The sequence below is a fragment of the Kitasatospora sp. NPDC098652 genome, from assembly GCF_044760155.1.
Classification (GTDB): domain Bacteria; phylum Actinomycetota; class Actinomycetes; order Streptomycetales; family Streptomycetaceae; genus Kitasatospora.
On the sequence record NZ_JBIWAQ010000001.1, the window covers coordinates 519796 to 535235 of the forward strand.

The window sequence follows — 15440 nt, forward strand, 5'->3', positions numbered from 1 at the left end:
GTCGCGACCGTATAGGCTCAGGTGACGCCCGAAACCCTCCGCACCCGAACGCCCGGCCGAAAGGAAGCGCCGACCACCGTGGAAGCCGCATGGAACCGCAGCGTCTTGCGAACCAACAACGAGCGGCTCCTCCTCGATCGGCTCCGCACCGACGGTGCCACCTCCCGGGCCGAGCTCGCCCGGATCACCGGGCTGTCCAAGCCGACCGTCTCCACCGCGCTGAGCCGCCTGCAGTCCGCGGGCCTGGTCCGCGAGCTGGGCAAGGTCGTCGTGCCCGGCCGCGGCCGCTCCCCGGTGCTCTACGAGGCCGATCCGAGCGCCGGACACGGGCTGGGGGTGCACGTCGGCCGCCGGTGGGTCCGCGTGGCGCTGACCGACCTGGACGGCCGGATCCTGGCCCGTCATGACGAGCCGAACGACTCCGGCGACGCCCACGGCGCGGTGTCCAAGGTGATCGCCCTGGCCCGCAGGGTCACCGCCGAGGCGGACGTGCCCCCGGAGAGCGTCCTCCACACGGTCATCGGCGGGCCCGGCGCCGTCGACGAGCACGACGCGGTCCGGTACGCGGTGGGCCTCCCGGGCTGGGGAATGCCGGGCATCGTCAACCGCCTCCGGACGGAGCTGGGCACCGGCCTGACCCTGGTGAACGACGCCAACCTCGCGGCGCTCGGCGAGTACGCGGGCGGCGTCGGGCAGGGGCGGCGACTGTTCATGTACCTCCTGGTCGGCGCCGGCGTGGGCGGCGGCATCGTGGTCGACGGGAAGCTCTTCCCCGGCGCGCACGGCGCCGCCGGGGAACTCGGCTACCTGCCGTGCTGCAGCGCGACGGGAGAGGGCTCGGCCGGCGGGACCCGGCACGCCCTCCTGGAGGAGTCCGCCGCCGGCGGGGCCGTGGTCGCCATGGCCCACGCCAAGGGCCTGCTGGACGTCACCACCGCGAAGCAGGTGTTCGACGCGGCCCGTGCGGGCGACGAACTCGCCCGCAGCGTCGTCGCGGAGGAGGCGCAGCGCCTCGCCCACGGCATCGCCTCGGTCGCCGCGGTCATCGACCCGGAACTCGTGGTCCTCGGCGGCGGCATCGGCAGCAGCGCGGACCTGCTGATCCCGCTGATCCGCGCGGCCCTGCCGCGCATCACACCGCTGCGGCTGAACCTGGCGGCCTCGGAGCTCGGCGACGGCGCCGTGCTGCACGGCGCGGTGGCCATGGGGGTGGAGATCACACGGGAGCTGGTCTTCGAGAAGTGGCAGCGCGCCCAGGAGCCGCTGGACGAGTAGCGGCGGCCCGCGTACTGCCACGCGGTTCGAGGGTTCCGCCGGGGTCGGTCGGCGGAGTACGGTCGTTCGAAGGCCGACCACCTGGCGACGGCCACCCCGCGGACCCGCACCAGGGTCCGCCGTACCCCGGTTCCGAGCAGGCCGGCCGCCCGGCTCCGTACAGTCCGGGCACAGTTGAACCGCGCGGGCGGTGGTGCCGCACAAGAACGCCGGGACACCACAACGCCGGCACACCACCGATCCGCCGAAGAGGCCCGTCACCGCGCGGTGGCACCGCACCCCTGCTGCCACCGACGCCGTTCGCGCAGCCGATCGCCGCGCCGGCCCAGCCGCCGAGAGCCGGCGTCCGAAGTGAACCCGATCCGTGACCTGCTCCGCTCTTGACCGCGATCCTGTTAAGGAATTTTACTTTTCCCACACCGCCACCTCTAGCCCCCAGGAGGCACCCTTTGACCACCCAGCAAGGCCCCGGTCTCATCAGACGGGTCGGCCTGTTCCAAGCCACCGCCATCAACATGAGCCAGATGGTCGGCTGCGGTCCGTTCGTGACCATCCCCCTCATGGTCGCTGCCTTCGGTGGCCCCCAGGCCATCATCGGCTGGATCGCCGGCGCACTCCTGGCCTTGGTCGACGGTCTCGTCTGGGCCGAACTGGGCGCCTCACTGCCGGGCTCCGGCGGCACCTACGTCTATCTCCGCGAGGCGTTCCAGTACCGCACCGGGCGTCTGATGCCGTTCCTGTTCGTCTGGACGGCGATGCTCTTCATCCCGCTGATCATGTCGACCGGCGTCCAGGGCCTGGTCCAGTACCTCGGCTACCTGTGGCCCGACATGACCACCGGCCAAGGGGACCTCGTCGGTGTCGGCGTCGTCGCGCTCGTGATCCTCCTGCTGTGGCGCAAGGTCGAGAACATCGGCAAGGTCACGGTCGCCATGTGGATCGTGATGCTCGTCTCCGTGGCCGCCGTGATCCTCGCCTCCTTCACCCACTTCCACCCGTCGATGGCCTTCAGCTGGCCCGAGCACGCCATCGAGCTCGGCAGCGGCACCTTCTGGCTCGGATTCGCCTCCGGCCTGACCATCGGCATCTACGACTACCTCGGCTACAACACCGCCGCCTACATGGGCGCCGAGGTCAAGAACCCCGGCCGCGTGCTCCCCCGCTCCATCGTCTACTCCGTCATCGGCGTCCTGGTCATCTACCTGCTCCTGCAGATCGGCGTCCTCGGCGTCGTGCCCTGGAAAGACATGCTCGACCCCAACAGCCAAGCCTCCCAAGCCGTCATCTCCCTCGTCCTCGAACAGACCCTCGGCAAGACCCCCGCCCAGATCATCACCGTCCTCATCCTCATCACCGCCTTCGCCTCGGTCTTCACCGGCCTGCTCGGCGGCTCCCGCGTCCCCTACGACGCCGCCCGCGACCGCCTCTTCTTCCGCTCCTTCGCCAAGCTCCACCCCAGGCACAACTTCCCCACCGCCGGCCTGCTCACCATGGGCGTCATCACCACCGCCGCCTACCTCCTCGCCCGCCACATCGGCACCTCCGCCGACCACCCGCCCCTGACCATCCTGATCACCCTGCTGACCACGGTCATGGTGATCATCCAAGCCCTCGCCCAGATCGCCGCCGTCACCGTCCTGCGCAAGCGCCAACCGAACCTGGCCCGCCCCTACAAGATGCTGCTCTACCCCCTACCGAGCATCATCGCCGCCATCGGCTGGCTGGCCATCTACGGATACGCCGACAAGGCCAACCCCGGCATCCACCCCATCGAATGGTCCATCGGCTGGGTCGCCCTCGGCGGCGTCGTCTACCTGGTCTGGTCCCGCATCGAGAAGGTGTGGCCCTTCGGCCCCAAGGAGATCCGCGAGGAGTACCTGACCGAACAGCAGGCCGCCGAACACGTGGCCGCCTCCTCCTGAACCCTCCCTGACCTGCGGGCCCCGACCGGTCGCCCCTCCCCCGGGCACCGGCCGGGGCCCGACCGCCGTCCACCCACGACGGACGTCACGGAGCCGAACTCCCGGCGGACTTGACGGCCCTCGACGGCCCTCGACGGCCGTCGGCGGATCAGGATTCCGGGCGCACCTGACAGCGGCTCAACGGGGTGCGGACTCCGTCCGGTCACCGGGGTGGCGACAGGCCTCCGGGTCGGGTGCGGGCGCCGCCTCGCACACGTAGCCCTGGTCGTCCTCGTCATGGCTGAGGTAGCGGGCGCTGCACTCCTCGGAGCCGAGCCGGTCGCAGTAGGCGAGGGCCTCGAAGCCGTCGGCGAACTCCCCCGGCGCACGGACGACCCAGGCATCCGGAGGCAGGGAGGCCCAGGTGTCGCTGTCGACGAGCGAAGCGCCGGGCACTCGCTGCTGGAACTCGGCGACCTGCTGGTCCCGTTCCTCCCGGTCCGTCGTACGGGGGATCTCGGCGAGCCCGACGATCCAGGTGCCGGACGGGCCGGCCGCCGGAGTCCCCGCGGCCTGGCCGCTCCGCTGCGAGAGCATCAGGGCGGTGGCCGCGGCGACCACGACGGCACCCACGACGACGTCGACCACCACGGCGAGGCGGCGGCGCCGACGAGGGCTCGGCGCGGGTCCGGATTCCGCACGCGGCCGGGCGGCGCCGGTGGCGGAGTCCGCGGACTCCGCAGGCGTCGGGGGCTCGGAGAGCACGGCGGTTTCCCTTCCACTCCGGTCGGATCGAATGTGCGGCTGCCGACGGGGATTCTTTCAGGAAAATCCTGAGGTTTTGATGAGGTCGCCCGGCACCACGCACCGGCGAAATCGGTTTCCTCGGCGCGGCTGGAAACCATGTCTACAGTGGTCCCCTGCACCGCCGACGACGAGGGCCTCCCCCGCCCCACCACGCGTCCCACCTGATCGGAGAAAGCCGCCCCGTGACAGCAATTCGGGACCGCTACATCGACACGATTCGTGCACTGGCCATTGTGCGGGTGATCGTCTATCACGCATTGAATCTGGGCTGGCTCACGATCGTCTTTCCGTCGATGGGCATCATGTTCGCCCTCGCCGGCTCCCTGATGGCCGCGTCGATGGAGAAGTCCGGGCTGGTGACGGTCGGCCGCCGTCTCCGCCGCCTGCTGCCGTCGCTCTGGGTGCTCGGCGCGGTGGCCGTCTCGGTCATGCTGATCCACGGCTGGACGGCCGACGACCGGACGTCGCCGACCGACCCCAGAATGCTGTTCTGGATTATTCCGCTGAATTCCCCACCGGCCAACGACTGGGGCCAGGAATTCGTCGGAGTGCTGTGGTACATCAGCACCTACCTGTGGTTCGTACTGCTGTCGCCGGTGCTGCTTCCGCTGTTCCGCCGCCTCCCGGTGGTCATGCTCGCCCTGCCGTTCCTGCTGGTGTACCTGTTCAGCCTGAATTCGTACGGGATGAGCGACGAGATCACCGGGCCGATCACCGATCTCTGCAGCTACCTGGCCTGCTGGCTGCTCGGTTTCGCCCACCACGACGGCACCCTGCGCCGGCTCAGGTGGCGGTTGGTGGTGCCGGTCGCCCTGGCCGCCTTCGTGGTCGGCGGCTGGCTGGCCTGGACCAATCGGGCGGAATCGAACTTCGACCTCACCGCGGATCCCATGGCCAACACCTACTGGTCGTTCGCCTTCGTGCTGCTGTTGCTGCGGTGGCAGCCGAAGATGTCCTCGCCGAGCCGGATTCCGGTGCTGGACCGGTTGGTCTCCCTGCTCAACGCCCGGGCGGTCACGATCTACCTCTGGCACAACCCGGGCATCTTCTTCGCCGGCCTGCTGCTCGCGGAGGTCGGGCTGGACACCGCCCCGGTCAGCGATGCCGTCCTGCTGCTGGGCACGCTCCTCTGGACCTTGGCGGCCGTGCTGCTGTTCGGCTGGATCGAGGACCTGGCGGCACGCCGACGGCCGAGGCTCCTCCCGATCGGCGGTGAAACGCGCCGGGTCTCGGCCCCCGCCGCCGATGCCGGTGATCCGTCCGACCAGGGCGGGCAAGGCGACCAAGGCGACCAAGGCCGCGAGCTCGACCAGCGAGGCCGGCATTCCGCTCGGCGGTGACCGGTGCCGGGGGCTACCGGCCGGCTCCAGGGAGGGCACGGCTGTGCCGCCGCGGGCCGCGGCGGCACAGCCGTGGCGCGCTCCGCTACCGGTAGGTGAGGCGGTCGACCAGCAGGTAGCTGCCGCTGGTCTTGACCAGTTTCAGAGTGTGCACCCCGTAGGGCAGTCCGTCGACCGTGTAGACCCGCTGCTGGGCGTTGCGGGTGGGGGTGTTGGCGTTGACGCTGCCGCGCGGCTGACCGTCGACGTAGACGTCCGTGGTGCCCTCGTCGCTGTTGGTCTCGGTGACCACCTCGGCGCCGGTGCCGTTGAAGGTGGCGGTGACCGAGTCGCCGTCGGTGGTGGTGTAGTGGACGTCGTCGTTGAAGTCGCCGTAGCCGCGGCCGGTGGTGTAGGACCAACTGCCGGAGTAGACGAGCGACGGGTCGGTGTCGTTGACGGAGTGGTCCAGCTGGAAGCCGTCGATGGTGGCCTGGTTGCCGCTGGTCTTGGTCAGGGTGACGGTGTGGTTGCCGTAGGGCAGGTTCGCGATCCGGTAGATGGCGACCTGGGCCTGGCGGGGGCCGGAGGTGGAGGTGTCGACGGTGCCGGCGGGGGCACCGTCCAGCGTGACGGCCAATTGGCCCTGGTCGGAGTTGAGTTCACCGAGGACACGGAGGCCGGTACCGGTGAACCTGATGGTCGCCGTCTCGCCGTTGACCGCGGTGTTGTGGACGTCGGAGCCCAGGTCGCCGAAGGAGCGCCGGCTGTTGACGCTCCAGCCACCGCTGTAGGCGATGGCGGCCGGCGCCATCAGGCCGCCGTAGTCGCCGTCGTTGAGCAGGTCGGCGGCCGGCGGCATCAGGGACTTGTGGCCGGGCTCCAGGCCGGCCCGGGCGGCGAGGTCCTTGGCGGCCTGCGGCCAGGAGCCGTTCGAGACCACGGTGTTGTCGGTGACCGTGACATTGGTGCCGTTGTTCGTGTAGCGGGCGGTGTCGGTGTAGTTGTCGTGGATGGTGATGTCGTGGATCGTCCAGATCCACTCGTTGGTCCAGTCGCTGCCGACCTGGCTGACCACGTTGTCGTAGGTGTTCCAGTGGGAACTGCCCTCGTCGTGGTAGATGCCCTGGGCCGCGCCGTCGTTGGCGCTGGAGACGGCGATGACGTTGCCGGCCAGCACGGAGGTGGCGCCACCGTCGCCGGTACCCTGGCCGCCGAGGGTGTAGATCCCGCCGCCGTCCTCGAGGACCCGCATGGTGTCGTGGATGTGGTTGGCCAGGATCTGGTTGCCACCGGAGTAGATGGTGCCGTGCTGGGCGACGCCCTGGGTGGCCCAGCCCCAGCCCCAGCCGATCGAGATGCCGGAGTACGGGGTGTGGGCGATCTCGTTGTGGGCGAGGGTGACGGCGCGGGAGTTGCCGACCATGATGCCGACCGCGTCGGCGTACTCCCGGCCGATGTTCAGGATCGCGTTGTTCGAGACGGTGTCACCGGAGGTCATCAGCGCGGGGTCGTTGAGGTAGTAGTCGTCGACCTCGCCGACCCACACTCCCGCACCGGAGGTGTCCTGGATGCGGTTGCCCGTGACGGTGGAGTCCTGGGTGCCGTCGGCCAGATCCACGGCGTTGCCGCCGACGTGGCTGATCTCACCGCCGGTGACCGAGATCCGCTGCCCGCGGTGGACCTGGACCGCGCCCGGGGTGCGCGCCACCTGGGTCGAGCTGCCCGCCCACAGCACGCCGGCCTGGTTGTCCGCGTAGCCGTCCGGGCCGGCGGGCTGCAGCCAGGTGGCGTACGAGAAGGTGATGCCCCGGAAGGCGAGGTCGTGGACCGGCGCGACGACGTCCGGCACGACCGTGAAGGCGTCCACGGTCAGGTAGCTGCCGCCGGTCTTCACCAGCTTCACCGTGTGCGAGCCCTTGGCCAGGCCCCGGACCGAGGCGATCACCTGCTGCGCGAGCCGGGTGGAGCCGTACGCGGAGGTCGAAGCGGTGCGGACGCCGTCGACGTAGACGTCCAGGCCGCCCTCGTCGCTGTTGGTCTCGCCGAGCACGTCGAGGCCGGTACCGGTGAAGGTGTAGGAGACCGAGTCGCCGTTGGTGGAGGTGGCGTGCACGTCGTCGCCGAGGTCGCCGTACCCGCGCTTCTTGGCGGCGGTCCACGCGCCCGTGTACCCGGCGTTCGCGTCGTCGTCGTTGACGGGCGCCAGGTGGCCGGGAGTCCCGGAGGCGTCCACCAGGGTTTCCAGCACGGGCAGTTCGACGTCGGCGGTGGCGAGGTCCTCCCCGGCGCGGGGGATGTAGTAGACCTGCGGGGTCCCGCTGCCGTCCACCGCCCCGGTGCGGTCCAGGTAGAACTGACCGGGCACGGCGAGGAGTTCGTAGGCGTTCTCGAGCCAGCTGATCGAGTCGAAGGAGGGGCGGCCGGAGCCGTGGAAGGGGAATCCGGGCGCGGGCGAGGCCGTGGTGTTCGCCCAGCACGGCTGGGCGGCGTTCAGGCTGGATCCACCGTTCGCCGCGGCGATGCCGGACAGCGGGCAGCGCAGGTGCTTCCAGTTGGGCAGGCCGGCGATCTGCACGTCGGAGGGGTTGCGCCAGGCCGTGTACGAGGGGTCGGCGGTGGTGAACCCGGTGGCGGACTTGGTGAATCCGGCGGGGTTGACCGCGGAGCGGGTGCGGTCCGCGCGCTGCCCGTCGACGTACAGCTGCAGGCCCTGGGCTCCGGCCGGGGCCGGCGCCTTCCAGATGTTCTTGTCCGCGTCGACCTGGGTGAAGCCGGTGACCTGCCGGCCGCCGCTGAGCACCGGCCGCTCACCCGGGTAGGCCTGGTAGACCACGGTGTGGCCGCCGGTGCCGGAATCCTGCGGGCCGAGCTGGAAGGGCGCGGCCAACCGGTAGGTACCACCGCGCAGTTGCACGGTGAGGTCGCCGGTCATGCCCGGGGCGAGCGTGCGGACCAGGTCCCGGGCGGACGTCAGGTCGCAGGGGTCGGCCAGGGTGCAGGCGCTGCCCGAGCCGGAGGGGGAGACGTAGAGCACGGTCTGGACGGTGACCGCTGCCGCGGTGCCGGCGAGGATGCCGGAGGCGGCGAGCAGGGCCGCCGCCGTGGCGGCGGCCACTGAGCGCAGGGGTGGCGGAGTCATGGGTGGGGTACTCCTTGGACACTGAGCCAGTCATCGGATGTTGACGGCATGAAATCGCCATGAGACGGCGGCACTTGGGCACGATGCTGGATATACATCCGACCAATGTCAAGGGATTGCACAACCACCGGGCATCCTCCAATCGACCGGCGCATGCCGACCCGAGCCAAGGGCGGGGCGGCGCAGCCCCCGCGCGCCGCGTCGGCGATGGCGGGCCGGAGACGGATGCCCTCCACCGCGGGGCGGGCGCCGGCGGCCACCCCCGGCCCGCCCCGACATCACGCATTCGACTTCGGTGAGTAGTCGAATGGTCGTCATTCCTCACCCGACGGAAACCCGCCGGCGCCATCGCCCTGCACCATTGCCCGACCACCCTTGGTCGGCCGATTCACGAATGCCGATTCACGAATAGGGGTCGCAGGAAAAGCTGGATTTTTCGGCGGATCACGATCTTGGTGCGAGATGGAGTGGAGCATATGCTGGTTTGAAGCTGGCCGAGGATCTCCACATGCGACCTCGGGCGGGAAGGCAGGCGCAGGTGACAGTCGAGTGGGACGATATTCGAGCGCTGAATATCGCACATGAACGATTTCTGGGCGGCCTTCCGGTGGCCGACGGTTGCCGCGGGTCGGTCTTGCGGTCATGGCGGCGTTGCCATTCCCAGGGGGTCAGGGCCGACCACATCCAGGCCCGCTACCACCAGGACCTGGATTTCAGGGGCCGGCTCGGCCTCCTCGCCGAACCGGTCCTGGATGATCTCGAGTCGAAGATCTCCGGCATCAAAGTGTCCGCCCTCCTGTGCGACGAACAGGTTCGTGTCCTGGCACGGCGCGTGGGCGAACCGTCACTGAACGCCTATTGCGACTCCATTCAGCTCGCGCCCGGATTCGGCTTCCCGGAACCGATCGTCGGCACCAACGGGATGGGCACGGCGCTCGCCAGCAGGCGCCGGGAGTTCATCTGCGGCCGTGAGCACTTCGCCGATTCCATGCGGTCGTTCGCCTGCGCTGCCGCGCCCATCCGCGATCCGCTCGGCGGCGCGATTCTCGGCGCGCTGGACCTGACCTGCGAACACGACGACGCTCACCTCAACATGCTGAATCTGGTCGACGAGACGGCGAAGCTGATCGAACGGCGGCTGCTGGACCAGATTCGAGCCCGGGACCGCGCCTTGCTCGCCGCCTTCCACCGGGCGCGCCGCCGGGCGGGCGTCTCCGCAGCGAGCTGGTCCGACCGGCCGGTCTCCGCCTGGCTGCTTCCCGAGGACCGGTTGGAGTCCAGCGACCGCATCGTCCTCCTGGAAGCGGCGGCGGAGATGATCTCCGCGGGACGTACCTGCCTGACCGTCGTACAGCTCCGCCACGGTCGCGTCGCGACCCTGCTCTGCCGCCCGGTGGACGACGGCGTCGGCCCTGCCGGGTTCGCGGTCGAGGCCGTGCTGCCCGACGGTGCGCTGCGGTGTCTGGACTCCGCGGCGATGCGAGCCACCGAGACGATCATCGGGCACGGCAACGGTTCCGGACCGGGCCAGGAGCCCCCCGCCCGGCGGTCGCCGCCTTCGGCGGCCACCCTCAGCGCGGCGCCGTCACCACCGTCCCAGTCCCCGCCGTGGCTGGTCGCCATCGGGGAGCCGGGCGTGGGACGGCTGGCACTGCTGTCCCGGCAGCGCCTGTCCTTGCTGAGTGATGCCGGGCGCCTCGGATCCAGCCTCGACGTGACGCGCACGGCCGAGGACCTGACCGAGGTCGCGGTCCCGAAATTCGCCGACTTCGCCGCCGTGGACATCCCGGACGCCGTGCTCGGCGGCGAGGAGCCACCAGGCCTCGGCGAGCCGGTCCGCCGGATCGCGCTCAGCGGGGTCCGGCCGTCCCCGCACCTGTACGAGGTGGGTGAGCCGATTCTGTACGGCCGGTCCACCCCGCAGGCGATCTGCCTGGCCTCGGAGGAGTCGGTCCTCGAGCAGGATCTGAACACGGCGGCCGGGTGGATCGCCCAGGATCCGGACCGCACCGAGCGGATCCGTGCGGAAGGCATCCACTCGCTCATCGCGGTGCCCCTGCGCGCCCGTGGCGTCGTCCTGGGCGTCGTCGTCCTCTACCGGTCCGGGCAGTCGCCTCCGTTCGAGGAGGACGACCTGCTGCTCGCCGAGGAACTCGTCAGTCGCGCGGCCGTGAGCATCGACAACGCCCGGCGCTACACCCGGGAGTACGCCACCGCTCTTGCTCTGCAGACCAGCCTGCTGCCCCACGACCTGCCCGATCAGAACGCCGTCGAGGCCGCACACCGCTATGTGCCGGCCCGCGGCGGCGCCGGCGGCGACTGGTTCGACGTGATCCCGCTCTCGGGCGCCCGGGTGGCGCTCGTGGTGGGCGACGTGGTCGGTCGCGGAGTGCAGGCGTCCGCCACGATGGGGCGGCTCTGCACCGCGGTGCGGAACTTCTCCGACCTCGACCTGCCGGTCGAGGAGGTCCTGGCCCATCTCGACGACCTCGTCGAACGCCTGGACCACGAGCAGCAGGCGCGCACCCCGGCCGGTAACACGATTGCTGGCGCCACCTGTCTGTACGCCGTGTACGACCCGGTCTCGCGGCACCTCACCCTCGCCAGCGCCGGCCACCCACCGCCCGTACTGGTCCGGCCTGACGGCCGGGTCGACCTCCCGGACGTCCCGACCGGGCCGCCGCTCGGACTGGGGTGGCAACCCTTCGAGACCCTCGAGCTCGAACTCGAGGAGGGCAGTGAACTGGTGCTCTTCACCAACGGCCTGCTGCACGACGGTTCGCAGGACCCCGAGGTCGTGCTCGCCGCGGTGCGTGCCGCACGCACCCGCGCCACGGGGACCCCGGAGGAGCTGTGCCGCACCCTGCTCGAAGCCCTGCTCCCGGCCAAGCCGCGGGACGATGTCGCCCTGCTCGTCGCCCGCACCCGCTCGCTCGACGGCGGACAGGTGGCGCAGTGGGACCTGCCCGCCGACCCTGCGGCCGTCGCCGGCCTGCGCGCCGCGGTCGCACGACAGCTGGCCGACTGGGGACTGGAGGAGCTGTCGTTCTCCACCGAACTGATCATCAGTGAGCTGGCCACCAACGCCATTCGCTACGGCGGGCCGCCCATCCAGGTACGACTGCTTCGCAGTCTCGCGCTGATCTGCGAGGTCACCGACGGCAGCAGCACCTCACCGAGACTGCGCCGTGCCGCCAGTACCGACGAAGGCGGGCGCGGACTGTTCCTGGTCGCTCAGCTCGCTCACCGCTGGGGCACCCGCTACGTCCGCGAAGGCAAGGTCATCTGGGCGGAGCAGCCCTTCCCGGACGCCGAACCCCCGGACACCGAGCCCCCGGTCGCCGATCCGCCTGGCATCAGCGGCATCAGCGGTCGGTGAGCTCCGGCGCGTACACCGTGCCCAGCGGCTCCGGACCCACGTACTGCTGGCAGTTGCAGGGCCGCGGCTCGTAACTCACCGGGCGCCGGTCGGCGTCCCAGGCGGTGGGTGCCTCGACCACCTCGTGGCAGCGGCCCTGCCGGTCGTGCTTGGCCAGGTGGTGGGTGCAGCCGCAGACCGGCTCGGGCGGGCGGCCGGCCGCCTCCAGGGCGACCCTCTGCCGCTCGGTCGCCTCCAGCACCTCCAACTTGCGCTTGTGCCGGGTCTTCAACGCCTTGCGGGCCAGGTCCGAGCCACCGTAGATCACCATGGGCAGCAGCCACCACAGGTTCCACAGGTTGTCCATCAACGCCCCCCAGTGATCCGTCCTCGGCCCAGATCATATGACTGACCAGCACGAACGACCCGGCGGGGGGGTCAGCGGATGACCGGCAGCACCGGCTCCGAACTGCGGCCCGAAGCCGCCTCGATGAAGGCCACCGGGTCGGCGACCTCCGCCAGCAGCGCGCTGGTGAACCGCAGCGCCCGCTCGGCCGGCGCGGGGCCGCCGACGGCCGCGACCAGGTCCAGCAGGTGGACGGTCGCCTCCATCAGCGCCACCTCGCCGAGCGCCCCGACCGTGACGCTGCCGAGCAGCGGGTGCGCCACCACGGTGCTCGACGGCAGGTCGGCGAGCCCGGCCAGGGCCTCCGGGCCCTCGGTGCCGAACCGGGCGATCAGCGCCGCCGGTTCGCTCGCCCTGGCCGCCTCCCTGGCCAGTTCGGCGACCTGTCCGGCGGCGATGTGGGCGAGCCCGCCCGGCCGGTTGAAGGTCCGCAGGACGTCCGCCCCGCAGGTCAGTTCGGCCGGTCCGTCCAGGACGGCCGTGCGCAGTCCGGTGAACATCTCCGGCACCGGCGCCACGTGCGCGTAGAGGTCCCGTACGGTCCACTCGGTCAGCCGGGTCGGCCGGTCCCAGTCCGCGGCTCCGAGAGCCGCCCCGCGTTCCGCCCAGGATCGCCAGGCCTCGGCCAACAGCTCGCGCACGTGGTCGTTCTGACTGCTCATCGGGTACTCCTCGACACAGGATCCACGGAGTGCCCCACGCTACCCGCCCGCACGGGAGAAACCACTTGCACCCCCGGTGCCCACCCGCCACCATCGGCCCATGACCTCGGCACCCGCCCACCCGCTGCCCGTGACCGCCGCCGCCCGCCCGGCCGCCGGTCAGCAGCAGCCCGACCGCCCCCGGAGGCCCGACCGCGCCCTCGGATGAGGGCCGCGCTGGTCGCGGGGCTGCTCGCCGGGTGGGGCGTCGCCGTGCCGGTGGGGGCCGTCGGGGCCTACCTGGTGGCGCTCACCGCGCGGACCTCGCTGCGCACCGGGGCCTGCGCCGCTCTCGGCGTGGCCACCGCGGACGGGCTGTACGCCGTGCTGGCCACCCTCGGCGGCAACGGCCTCGCGCCCCTGCTGGTGCCGGTGGCCACGCCGCTGCGGATCGCCTCCGCCCTCGTGCTGCTCGCCTTGGCCGTCCGCACCGCCGTCACCGCCCTGCGCGCCCCCGGCACCCTGGCCGCCCTCGCCGCGCCGACCCTGCCCGGCCCCGGCCGGGCCTTCCTGACCCTGCTCGGGATCACCCTGCTCAACCCGCTCACCGTGCTGTACTTCGCCGCCCTGGTCCTGGGCGACGGCCCCGGCGGCCCCGACAGCCCGGCGGGCCCGCTCGCCCGCACGGTCTTCCCCCTCGCCGTGTTCGCCGCCTCGGCGAGCTGGCAACTGCTGCTCGCCCTCGGCGGCGCCCTGCTCGGCCGGACCCTGGCAGGCGCCCGCGGCCGCCGGTGGACCGCCCTCGGCTCGGCCGCGCTGGTGGGCTGGCTGGCCGTCCGGCTGCTGCTGCCCTGACCCGACCCGGCCAGAGCTGGCCCCACCGGGCCGCACCCGGCCACTGGTTGCGCTCCGTGACCGAGCGGGGCACGGCCGAGGCCTGTTTTCCGGGTATTCGTCCCTTGTATCCTGGTTCTGTATCCGCTGCGTAACCTGCGACCTGCCCGGCCCCGGCCCCCGTCCGACCCCGCCGCCCGGGCACGGCCGACGGCCCACCGGCACCGACTCGGAGGAGTGCGGACATGGCTGAGCGGGACGGCCCCGAGAAGCGCGGGCGCCTGAGTCGCCCCCTGGTGCTGGACGCCGCCGTCGCCCTGGTGGACCGCGAGGGGCTCGGCGCGCTGACCATGCGCAGGCTGGCGGCGGAGCTCGGCGTCGAGTCGATGGCCCTGTACCGCTACACCCCCGGCAAGGAAGCCCTGCTGGACGGCCTGACCGAGGCCTACTTCACCGAGATCAACACCCAGTTGCGCACCGGCCTCGGCAGCGGCCACGAGAACGGCTGGCGGACGGAGCTGCGCCGGATCGCCCAGGCCTTCGCCGTCGTGGCGCACGCCCACCCCGAGATCCTGCCGCTGGTCGCCACCCGCCCGCTGGCCGTCCCGGTGTCCCGCCGCCCGGCGCCGGCCCTCGCCCTCACCGAGCACATCCTGTCGGTGCTCGCCCGGGCCGGTTTCGACGACACCACCGCGCTGACGATCTACCGCACCTTCGTGGCCTGGAACCTGGGCTTCCTGCTGGTGGACAAGCGCCAGGTGGTCGACAACCCGGACGAGCCGGACCCGGTGCTGCGGCTCGGCCTGCACCGGCTGCCCGCGGCCGACTACCCGCGACTGCGCGCGCTGGTCCCCCGCTTCGCCGACTTCGACGACCGGGCCGAGATGCTGACCGGCCTGGACCGCCTGCTGGACGGGATGCCGGAGCCGCCCCTCGACGGCTTCTACGGCGCCGACGGGTCCTGAGGGGACGCCGACGGGCCCTGAGGGGGCAAGGCACCCGGGGACGCTCCGGTCAGACCCGGGCGCCGAGCATCCGCAGCACCAACTCGCCGTAACGGCGGCCGAGTTCCTCCGGCGTACCGGAGGAGCGCTCGGTGTACCAGCGGGAGACGTCGATACCCAGCGAGGTGACCGCGCGGGCCGCCGTGCGCACCTCCGAGACCTCGAACTCCCCGGCCGCCACACCGGCCTCGATCAGCGCGCTGACCTCGCGCTCGATGTCCAGGCGCAGCGCCGCGACCTCGGCGTAGGCGTCCTCGGGCAGGGCGTGCAGCTCGTAGTTGACCACCCGGCCGACCGTCCGGGCCCGGGCGTGCCAGGCGGTGAACTGCTCGACCACGCGCCGCATCCGCTCGGCCGGGCCGCCCTCCCCGGCCGCCGCCTCCCGGACCAGGGTGAGGGTGGCGGCGTGCCCGGCCCGGCTGATCTCGGCGAGCAGGGCGGCCTTGGACTGGTAGTGGATGTACAGCGCGGCGGGGCTCATGCCCGCCGCGGTGGCGATGTCCCGGGTGGTGGTGGCGTGGAAGCCGCGCTCCGCGAACGACTCGACGGCCGCCTGGAGCAGCCGGTACGCCGCCTCGGGGCGGGTGTCGGCGCCGGGCAGGGTCGGCCAGAGGTCGGCGATGGGCGTGCTGGTCATGGCGCCATCCTCCCAGAGAGTCGTACAGGCATTCCCGCCGGCCGCTCCGCTGCGGCCGCCGGACTGTTGACAGGCTCTCGCACCGACAGCATGCTGAGCAAGCGCTTAGTCAGCAC

11 protein-coding genes are annotated in these 15440 nt (G+C 71.7%); 6 read left to right on the forward strand and 5 right to left on the reverse strand.

What is annotated here, in order from left to right:
• The first annotated feature begins 105 nt into the window (after nt 1–105).
• Both ACIQWA_RS02295 and ACIQWA_RS02300 read left to right on the forward strand, forming a co-directional pair.
• Complete coding sequence (locus ACIQWA_RS02295) at nt 106–1275, forward strand: ROK family protein (protein WP_402477033.1); 1170 nt, start codon at nt 106–108, stop codon at nt 1273–1275.
• A gap of 449 nt (nt 1276–1724) precedes the next feature.
• Nucleotides 1725–3197, forward strand: a complete 1473-nt coding sequence (locus ACIQWA_RS02300; RefSeq protein WP_402477036.1) for an APC family permease — start codon at nt 1725–1727, stop codon at nt 3195–3197.
• Between the two features lie 177 nt (nt 3198–3374).
• Here ACIQWA_RS02300 and ACIQWA_RS02305 read toward each other — a convergent pair whose 3' ends face one another.
• Nucleotides 3375–3941 carry a hypothetical protein gene (locus ACIQWA_RS02305; protein WP_402477039.1) on the reverse strand — a complete coding sequence of 189 codons (567 nt, stop codon included), beginning with the start codon at nt 3939–3941 and terminating at the stop codon, nt 3375–3377.
• A 224-nt stretch (nt 3942–4165) separates the two neighbouring features.
• Here ACIQWA_RS02305 and ACIQWA_RS02310 point away from each other — a divergent pair, with 224 nt between their 5' ends.
• The gene (locus ACIQWA_RS02310; RefSeq protein ID WP_402477041.1) at nt 4166–5323 is read left to right on the forward strand and encodes an acyltransferase; all 1158 of its coding nucleotides are present in this window, start codon (nt 4166–4168) and stop codon (nt 5321–5323) included.
• 85 nt (nt 5324–5408) lie between these two features.
• On the opposite strand, the gene ACIQWA_RS02315 is transcribed toward ACIQWA_RS02310, so the two are convergent.
• Nucleotides 5409–8444 carry a hypothetical protein gene (locus tag ACIQWA_RS02315; RefSeq protein WP_402477044.1) on the reverse strand — a complete coding sequence of 1012 codons (3036 nt, stop codon included), beginning with the start codon at nt 8442–8444 and terminating at the stop codon, nt 5409–5411.
• A gap of 484 nt (nt 8445–8928) precedes the next feature.
• Here ACIQWA_RS02315 and ACIQWA_RS02320 point away from each other — a divergent pair, with 484 nt between their 5' ends.
• Nucleotides 8929–11823: a SpoIIE family protein phosphatase gene (locus ACIQWA_RS02320; RefSeq protein WP_402477047.1), complete on the forward strand. Its 2895-nt coding sequence runs from the start codon at nt 8929–8931 to the stop codon at nt 11821–11823.
• On the opposite strand, the gene ACIQWA_RS02325 is transcribed toward ACIQWA_RS02320, so the two are convergent.
• Entirely contained in the window at nt 11810–12133 is a 324-nt protein-coding gene (locus tag ACIQWA_RS02325) for a hypothetical protein (protein ID WP_360230829.1), read from the reverse strand. The two genes, ACIQWA_RS02320 and ACIQWA_RS02325, sit on opposite strands and share 14 nt — an antisense overlap.
• Nucleotides 12134–12240: 107 nt before the next feature.
• Nucleotides 12241–12870: a maleylpyruvate isomerase N-terminal domain-containing protein gene (locus ACIQWA_RS02330; protein WP_402477050.1), complete on the reverse strand. Its 630-nt coding sequence runs from the start codon at nt 12868–12870 to the stop codon at nt 12241–12243.
• Between the two features lie 204 nt (nt 12871–13074).
• On the opposite strand from ACIQWA_RS02330, the gene ACIQWA_RS02335 reads away from it, so the two are divergent.
• Both ACIQWA_RS02335 and ACIQWA_RS02340 read left to right on the forward strand, forming a co-directional pair.
• A complete protein-coding gene (locus ACIQWA_RS02335; RefSeq protein ID WP_402477053.1) occupies nt 13075–13704 on the forward strand; it encodes a LysE family transporter in 630 nt (209 codons plus the stop codon).
• Nucleotides 13705–13928: 224 nt separating this feature from the next.
• On the forward strand, nt 13929–14648 hold the full coding sequence (locus tag ACIQWA_RS02340) for a TetR/AcrR family transcriptional regulator (RefSeq protein WP_402477055.1): 720 nt from the start codon (nt 13929–13931) through the stop codon (nt 14646–14648).
• 49 nt (nt 14649–14697) lie between these two features.
• On the opposite strand, the gene ACIQWA_RS02345 is transcribed toward ACIQWA_RS02340, so the two are convergent.
• The gene (locus tag ACIQWA_RS02345; protein WP_360230560.1) at nt 14698–15324 is read right to left on the reverse strand and encodes a TetR/AcrR family transcriptional regulator; all 627 of its coding nucleotides are present in this window, start codon (nt 15322–15324) and stop codon (nt 14698–14700) included.
• Between the last annotated feature and the right edge of the window lie 116 nt (nt 15325–15440).

Coding starts and splice junctions, on each gene's coding strand:
- ACIQWA_RS02340 (WP_402477055.1), top strand. CDS start 13,929: ATGGCTGAGCGGGACGGCCCCGAGAAGCGCGGGCGCCTGAGTCGCCCC.
- ACIQWA_RS02345 (WP_360230560.1), bottom strand. CDS start 15,324: ATGACCAGCACGCCCATCGCCGACCTCTGGCCGACCCTGCCCGGCGCC.
- ACIQWA_RS02330 (WP_402477050.1), bottom strand. CDS start 12,870: ATGAGCAGTCAGAACGACCACGTGCGCGAGCTGTTGGCCGAGGCCTGG.
- ACIQWA_RS02335 (WP_402477053.1), top strand. CDS start 13,075: ATGAGGGCCGCGCTGGTCGCGGGGCTGCTCGCCGGGTGGGGCGTCGCC.
- ACIQWA_RS02315 (WP_402477044.1), bottom strand. CDS start 8,444: ATGACTCCGCCACCCCTGCGCTCAGTGGCCGCCGCCACGGCGGCGGCC.
- ACIQWA_RS02325 (WP_360230829.1), bottom strand. CDS start 12,133: ATGGTGATCTACGGTGGCTCGGACCTGGCCCGCAAGGCGTTGAAGACC.